The sequence below is a fragment of the Pseudomonas sp. Sample_14 genome (genome assembly GCF_004307515.1).
Lineage (GTDB): Bacteria > Pseudomonadota > Gammaproteobacteria > Pseudomonadales > Pseudomonadaceae > Aquipseudomonas > Aquipseudomonas atacamensis.
The window spans coordinates 38,151-44,560 of the sequence record NZ_RCOC01000040.1 but is presented as its reverse complement, the minus strand read 5'-3'; the positions used below and the strand labels follow the sequence as shown (position 1 = coordinate 44,560).

The window sequence follows — 6,410 nt, the reverse complement described above, 5'->3', positions numbered from 1 at the left end:
GCCCGACGAGCTACCAGACTGCTCCATCCCGCGTCTGTGTGGCGGCATTCTACAGAGGTTCGCGAGTGTGTCAACCGTCGATCTGGATAAATCTGTTGAGGTTCAAGCGCTTAGCGTCTTTTCGCGGCGGTTGGCCGGCGCGCAGGGCAGTTAGCGCAAGGCTTTCAGCTCTATTGCACCTTGATCTGTGATTGAAAAAATAAATTCAGCGGAAATCTCCTACGGTCGGAAAAGAACATTCAACCACTGGTGCTATATACAGGTGCCAATGAGATACTGCCGCTCCGGCTTGCCACGTTGTCTTTTTCCGACATGACCCAGCGAAAAATCATCCACATCGACTGTGACTGTTTCTACGCCGCCATCGAGATGCGCGATGATCCGCGTCTGGCCGGCAAGCCGTTGGCGGTGGGTGGTTCCGCGGATCGGCGCGGGGTGATCGCCACCTGCAACTATGAAGCGCGCGCCTATGGTGTGCGCTCGGCCATGGCTTCCGGTCACGCGTTGAAATTGTGCCCGGACCTGACCATCGTCAAGCCGCGCATGGAGGCTTATCGCGAAGCTTCGAAGGAGATTCATACGATCTTTGCCGACTACACCGACCTGATCGAGCCGCTTTCGCTGGACGAGGCCTATCTCGATGTGTCGGACAGCGCGCATTTCGGCGGCAGCGCCACGCGCATCGCCCAGGACATTCGCCGCCGGGTCTCCAACCAATTGCACATCACCGTTTCCGCAGGCGTTGCGCCAAACAAGTTTCTGGCGAAGATCGCCAGCGACTGGAAAAAACCCAACGGTTTGTTCGTGATCACCCCGGATCAGGTCGAAGAGTTCGTCAGTGGTCTGCCGGTGAGCAAGCTGCACGGCGTCGGCAAGGTCACCGCCGACAAGCTCGGCAAGCTTGGCATCGTTGACTGCCAGCACCTTCGCGAGTGGGGCAGGCTGGCGCTGGTGCGCGAATTCGGCAGTTTCGGCGAGCGCTTGTGGAATCTCGCCCGTGGAATCGATGACCGGCTGGTGCACAACGACAGCCGCCGTCAGTCGATCAGCGTGGAAAACACCTACGACGTTGATCTGCCGGACTTGCGCAGCTGCCTGGAAAAATTGCCCGAGTTGCTCGATACCCTGAAAACCCGCATGGCGCGGATCGACAGCAGTTATCGACCGGGCAAGCCGTTCGTCAAAGTCAAATTTCATGATTTCACCCAGACCACGCTGGAACAGGCCGGGGCAGGGCGTGACCTGGGCAGTTACCAGTTGCTGCTGACGCAGGCGTTCAATCGCGGCGGCAAACCGGTGCGGTTGTTAGGGGTAGGAGTGAGGCTGGAGGATCTGCGCGACGGGTTTGAGCAGATGGAGTTGTTTGAGCGGTAGATTCGCGGCGCCTGGCAGGGCCTCTTCGCGAGCAGGCTCGCTCCCACAGTTAGAATGCATTCCTCTGGGGGAGCGAGCCTGCTCGCGAAGCTTTTAAGCTTTAATTCGGTCCCGGATCAGCCACTAAGCGCCCGGCATCCTTGGCCAGAGACTTGAGAAACTCAGTCTGCAACTCAGGATCATTGCGGGTCAGTTCGATCAGGCTTTGTTCCAGTTCGCTGGCTTCTTCTTCCAGACCCAGCTCCGACAGGCGTTTGACCCGGTGTACCCATTGGCTCACTTCGTCATCTTCCAGATCGTCATAAATCAGCCCGTGCGCCTCGATCAACTTGCCGCGCAGGTGGCCGCTGAGCATCAGGGTCGAGTCGGAATGCACATCGTCCTTGGCGTCTTCGACACTGATCTGCAAGCGGCCAACATGGTTGAGGTCATGTTCGGCGAACGGGCTGTCGAGCAGATTCAAGCGCAGCACGCCGTTGCGGTCGGTGGTCATGTCGAATGTCTGCTTGCCGGCCTTGACCTGCACCGGTCGTTCGCTCCACGGCAGGCTCGAATACTCCGTGCGCTTGTCGCGCTGGACTTCATCGATGCCCGCGAGGTTCTGCTGCGCGCGACCGTTGGACTGCACGTTCATGAACGGGTTGAGCCCGGCGAAACCGTAGCTCAGCCAATCCCGGGTGACGCTGTCCGGCAGGTTACCGAGAGCGAACACGTTGACCACGTTCGCACCGACACCACCGACCACGGCCACCGCGCCCAGCGGAATCTCATAGACTTCGCGCCAGGGTTGGTAAGGCGTGTAGCGGTCGTAACGACGGGTGACCTCGAACTCGGTGACTTCGAAAGTCTTTTGCTCGTTGATCTTCACGCGTCGCTGCGGCAGCTCGAGCACCTTGGGCTCGCCGACATCGATCTGCAGGCTGTGATCGAGCAGTTTTCGCTCGACCCGCTCTTCGTGCTCGCTGCGTTGCGACATGTGATTGGCGCAGCCGCTGACCAGCAGGGCGCCGCACAGGGCGGCGCCACCGAGGCCTAAGGTGTTTCGCTTGAACATGACGTCTCTATCTGGTTTCAGCGGCGGATACGGGCCTGAAGGAAGGACACAACATCGGCCACCGGCAGTGCTTGCGCCTCTGCTTCGGAACGACTCTTGTATTCCAGGTTGCCTTCGGCGAGGCCGCGGTCGCTGACCACGATCCGGTGTGGAATGCCGATCAGTTCCATGTCCGCGAACTTGATGCCCGGGCTGGTTTTCTTGTCGCGATCGTCCAGCAGCACTTCGAAGCCGGCCGCCGTCAGTTCGGCGTACAGCTTGTCGGTGGCTTCGCGCACCTGCTCGGTTTCATAGCGCAGCGGTACCAGCGCGATCTGGAATGGCGCCAGGGTGTCGCTCCAGATGATGCCGTTGGCGTCGTTGTTCTGCTCGATGGCAGCGGCGACCACGCGCGATACGCCGATGCCGTAGCAACCCATTTCCAGGGTCACCGGCTTGCCGTTTTCGCCCAGCACTTCGCACTTCATCGCCTTGCTGTACTTGTTGCCCAGCTGGAAGATGTGGCCGACTTCGATGCCGCGCTTGATTTCCAGCGTGCCTTTGCCGTCCGGGCTTGGGTCGCCGGCGACGACGTTGCGCAGGTCGGCAACGGTCGGAACCGGCAGATCACGCTCCCAGTTCACGCCGAAGTAGTGCTTGTCGTCGATGTTCGCGCCAATACCGAAGTCGCTCATCATCGCCACCGAGCGGTCGATGATGATCGGCAGCGGCAGGTTCAGCGGGCCGAGCGAACCAGCGCCGGCGCCGATCGCGTCACGCAGTTCGGCATCGGAGGCCATGACCAGCGGGCTGGCCACGCCAGGCTGGTTGGCAGCCTTGATTTCGTTCAGTTCGTGGTCGCCACGAATCACCAGCGCGATCAGCTTGCCTTCTTCTTCGGCATGGACGATCAGGGTCTTGATGGTCTTTTCAATCGGCAGATTGAATTTTTCCACCAGCGCCGCGATGGTCTTGGTGTCTGGCGTGTCGACGAGACGCAGTTCTTCGGTTGGCGCAGGGCGCGAGGTTTCCCGTGGCACCGCTTCGGCTTTTTCGATGTTCGCCGCGTAGTCGGAACCGTTGCTGAAGACGATATCGTCTTCGCCGGACTCGGCCAGCACGTGGAATTCGTGGGAACCGGCACCACCGATCGAGCCGTTGTCGGCTTCTACCGGACGGAATTTCAGACCCAGACGCGTGAAGATGTTGCAGTAGGCTTCATGCATGCGGTCGTAGGTGACCTGCAGCGACGCCTGATCAGCGTGGAAGGAGTAGGCGTCCTTCATGATGAATTCGCGGCCGCGCATCAAACCAAAGCGCGGGCGGATTTCGTCGCGGAATTTGGTCTGGATCTGGTACAGGTTGATTGGCAGCTGTTTGTAGCTGCTCAACTCGTTGCGCATCAGATCGGTGATCACTTCTTCGTGGGTCGGGCCCGCGCAGAAATCACGACCGTGGCGGTCTTTGATGCGCAGCAGCTCAGGGCCGTATTCTTCCCAGCGCCCCGATTCCTGCCACAGCTCGGCCGGTTGGGTGCTCGGCATCAACACTTCCAGAGAACCGGCAGCGTTCATTTCTTCGCGAACGATGGCTTCGACCTTGCGCATGACTCGCAGGCCCATCGGCAGCCAGGTGTACAGGCCCGAGGCAAGCTTGCGGATCATGCCGGCGCGCAGCATCAGCTGGTGGCTGATCACGACCGCGTCGGAAGGCGTTTCTTTCTGTGTGGCGAGCAAAAATTGACTGGTGCGCATGGTTGGCCGTTGTCGGTTGCTATGACTGGAAATGACGGAGCAGTGTACCGGCGAGTTTTGCTGACGTACAGAAGTGTGGCCGGCGGAAGGCGCCAGCGGCGGGATTCCTCCCGCCATTGGCGAAGCGTCCTACGATTCTTCGGTGACGGGCGTCGGTGCAGGCTCGGGCGTCGGTGTTTGTCCTTCGCGGCGGCGCTCCTGGAACCAGTGCAGCGCGATCAGTAGCAGCGTCGGTACGCCGAGCAGGGCGGTAATGAGGAAGAAGCTGTGATAACCGAACTTCTCGACCAGCACGCCGGAATAGCCGCCCATCAGGCGCGGCAGCAGCAACATGATCGAGCTGAGCAGGGCGTACTGCGTTGCGGAAAACTTCAGGTTGGTCAGGCTCGACAGGTAGGCAACGAACGCCGATGTCGCCAGGCCCGAGCTGAAGTTGTCGAGGGAAATGGTCACCACCAGCATCTGCAGGTTCGGGCCCATGTCCGCGAGCATGACGAACAGCAGGTTGGTCGCTGCCGAAGACACACCGCCGATAAACAGGATCGGCAGAATGCCGAAACGCACGATCAACAGGCCACCCATGCCGGCACCGACGAGGGTCATGATCAGGCCGAAAATCTTGCTGACACTGGCGATCTGATCCTTGGTGAAACCCTGGTCGATGTAGAACACGTTGGCCATCACGCCCATTACCGTGTCCGACATGCGATAGGTCGCGATCAGGCCCAGCAGCAACAGCGCCTGCCAGCGATAACGCAGGATGAAGTCATTGATCGGCGTGAGTACCGGCGCCAGTCCGCGCCGGCCCATGGCCGACAGACACATGCCGGTGAGCAATATGTAGAGGATGGCGCGCAGAAAGGCGCGGTCTTCGAGGAGCAAATCGAGCGGGCTCATGTCACCAAACAGCACGCCGGCGAAATCGGTGTTGTACAGCTGGGTGAACATCGCCGGCACGGAAACCAGCAAAACGATCAGCACGAACACCGACATCAGTTGATGCATGAACGTGTAGCGCCCGGCCTGCAACTGCGTGCGCAGCGGCACCGGTGGTTCGCGCATGAACAGCGTGGTCAGCAGCGCGGGCACCATCAATGCGCCAAACAGTACATAGGTGCCGGTCCATGCCGCGTGCTTATAGTTGAAGCCGGTTGAGCCGAAACCTTCGGCGAAGAACAGCGCGCCGGCGGTGGCGAGCAGGGCGGCAACGCGGTAGCCGGACATATAGCTGGCGGCGAGCGCGGCCTGGCGGCTGTCATCGGCGATTTCCAGGCGATAGGCGTCGACCGCGATATCTTGGGTGGCCGAGGCGAAGGCGACTACGACGGCAATGGCGATCAGCCAGGACAAATGCTTTTGCGGATCACAGAAGCCCATGCCGATCAGCCCGAGAATCACCAGTGCCTGGGAGAGCACCAGCCAGGAACGGCGGCGGCCGAGCTTGCCCAGCAAGGGCAGGCGCCATTGGTCGAGCAGGGGCGACCAGACCCATTTGAACGCGTACGCCAGGCCGATCAGGCTTGCATAGCCAATGGTTTCACGGGCCACGCCTGCTTCACGCAGCCATACGGAGAGCGTCGAGAACACCAGCATGTACGGCAGGCCGGCGGCAAAACCGAGCAACAACAGCACGAGCGTCGAAGGACTGGCATAGGCGGCGAGCGCGGCGCGCCAGGTTTTACGGGGCATGGGCTGAAGTCTGCCTCAAAATTGCGAAAACAAAGCGCGCACTCTAACCGCTGTGCTCTACCGGACGCCAGCCATGGCGCCGAATATCCACACGATTGTTCTGGACGGTGATGCCTTCCATGCGCAATCGCGCACGTTGTTCATCACCGGAGGGGCTGCCGACCGGCAGACTGATGCGCCCGCCGGCGCCGAGCACGCGGTGCCAGGGCAGCTTGGTGTCGCCGGGCAACTGGCTCAAAGTCCGCCCGACCCAGCGCGCGGCGCGGCCCAGCCCGGCAAGTTCGGCCAACTGGCCATAACTGACGACTTTGCCTTCAGGCACTTGCGCGAGCGTCGAGTAGAGTGCCGTGCGTCGGATTTGCGCATCGTTTTCGACGCTGTCGAGCGGGTCTTTCACGTACGCGGCTCCTGAGCATTGGCGTGACGATGGCGACAAGGGTAATCGCTCGTGGCGCAGTTGAGAAATGAACTCAATTGAAATAGTCCGGTCAGTCCTTGTCATGGGCAAAATCCTACGGATAATGCCGACCCTTTTCGCCAACTCTGAGCCCCCGATCTGC

At 60.6% G+C, this 6,410-nt stretch carries 5 protein-coding genes; 1 reads left to right on the top strand and 4 read right to left on the bottom strand.

What is annotated here, in order from left to right; translation table 11 throughout:
* Positions 1 to 312: 312 nt before the first annotated feature.
* Positions 313 to 1,374 (top strand): DNA polymerase IV, encoded by a 1,062-nt coding sequence (gene dinB, locus D8U61_RS09345; protein ID WP_130926804.1) that lies wholly within the window; start codon positions 313 to 315, stop codon positions 1,372 to 1,374.
* Positions 1,375 to 1,474: 100 nt separating this feature from the next.
* Here the strand turns inward: dinB and D8U61_RS09340 are convergent, their stop codons facing one another.
* The 4 genes from D8U61_RS09340 to D8U61_RS09325 form a co-directional block, all read right to left on the bottom strand.
* A complete protein-coding gene (locus tag D8U61_RS09340; RefSeq protein ID WP_041478072.1) occupies positions 1,475 to 2,428 on the bottom strand; it encodes a hypothetical protein in 954 nt (317 codons plus the stop codon).
* A 17-nt stretch (positions 2,429 to 2,445) separates the two neighbouring features.
* Entirely contained in the window at positions 2,446 to 4,161 is a 1,716-nt protein-coding gene (locus tag D8U61_RS09335; protein WP_041478071.1) for a proline--tRNA ligase, read from the bottom strand.
* A 129-nt stretch (positions 4,162 to 4,290) separates the two neighbouring features.
* Positions 4,291 to 5,850, bottom strand: coding sequence for an AmpG family muropeptide MFS transporter (locus D8U61_RS09330; RefSeq protein ID WP_024011895.1), 1,560 nt, complete (start codon positions 5,848 to 5,850; stop codon positions 4,291 to 4,293).
* A 43-nt stretch (positions 5,851 to 5,893) separates the two neighbouring features.
* Positions 5,894 to 6,247: an MGMT family protein gene (locus tag D8U61_RS09325; protein WP_016771391.1), complete on the bottom strand. Its 354-nt coding sequence runs from the start codon at positions 6,245 to 6,247 to the stop codon at positions 5,894 to 5,896.
* Positions 6,248 to 6,410 lie beyond the last annotated feature (163 nt).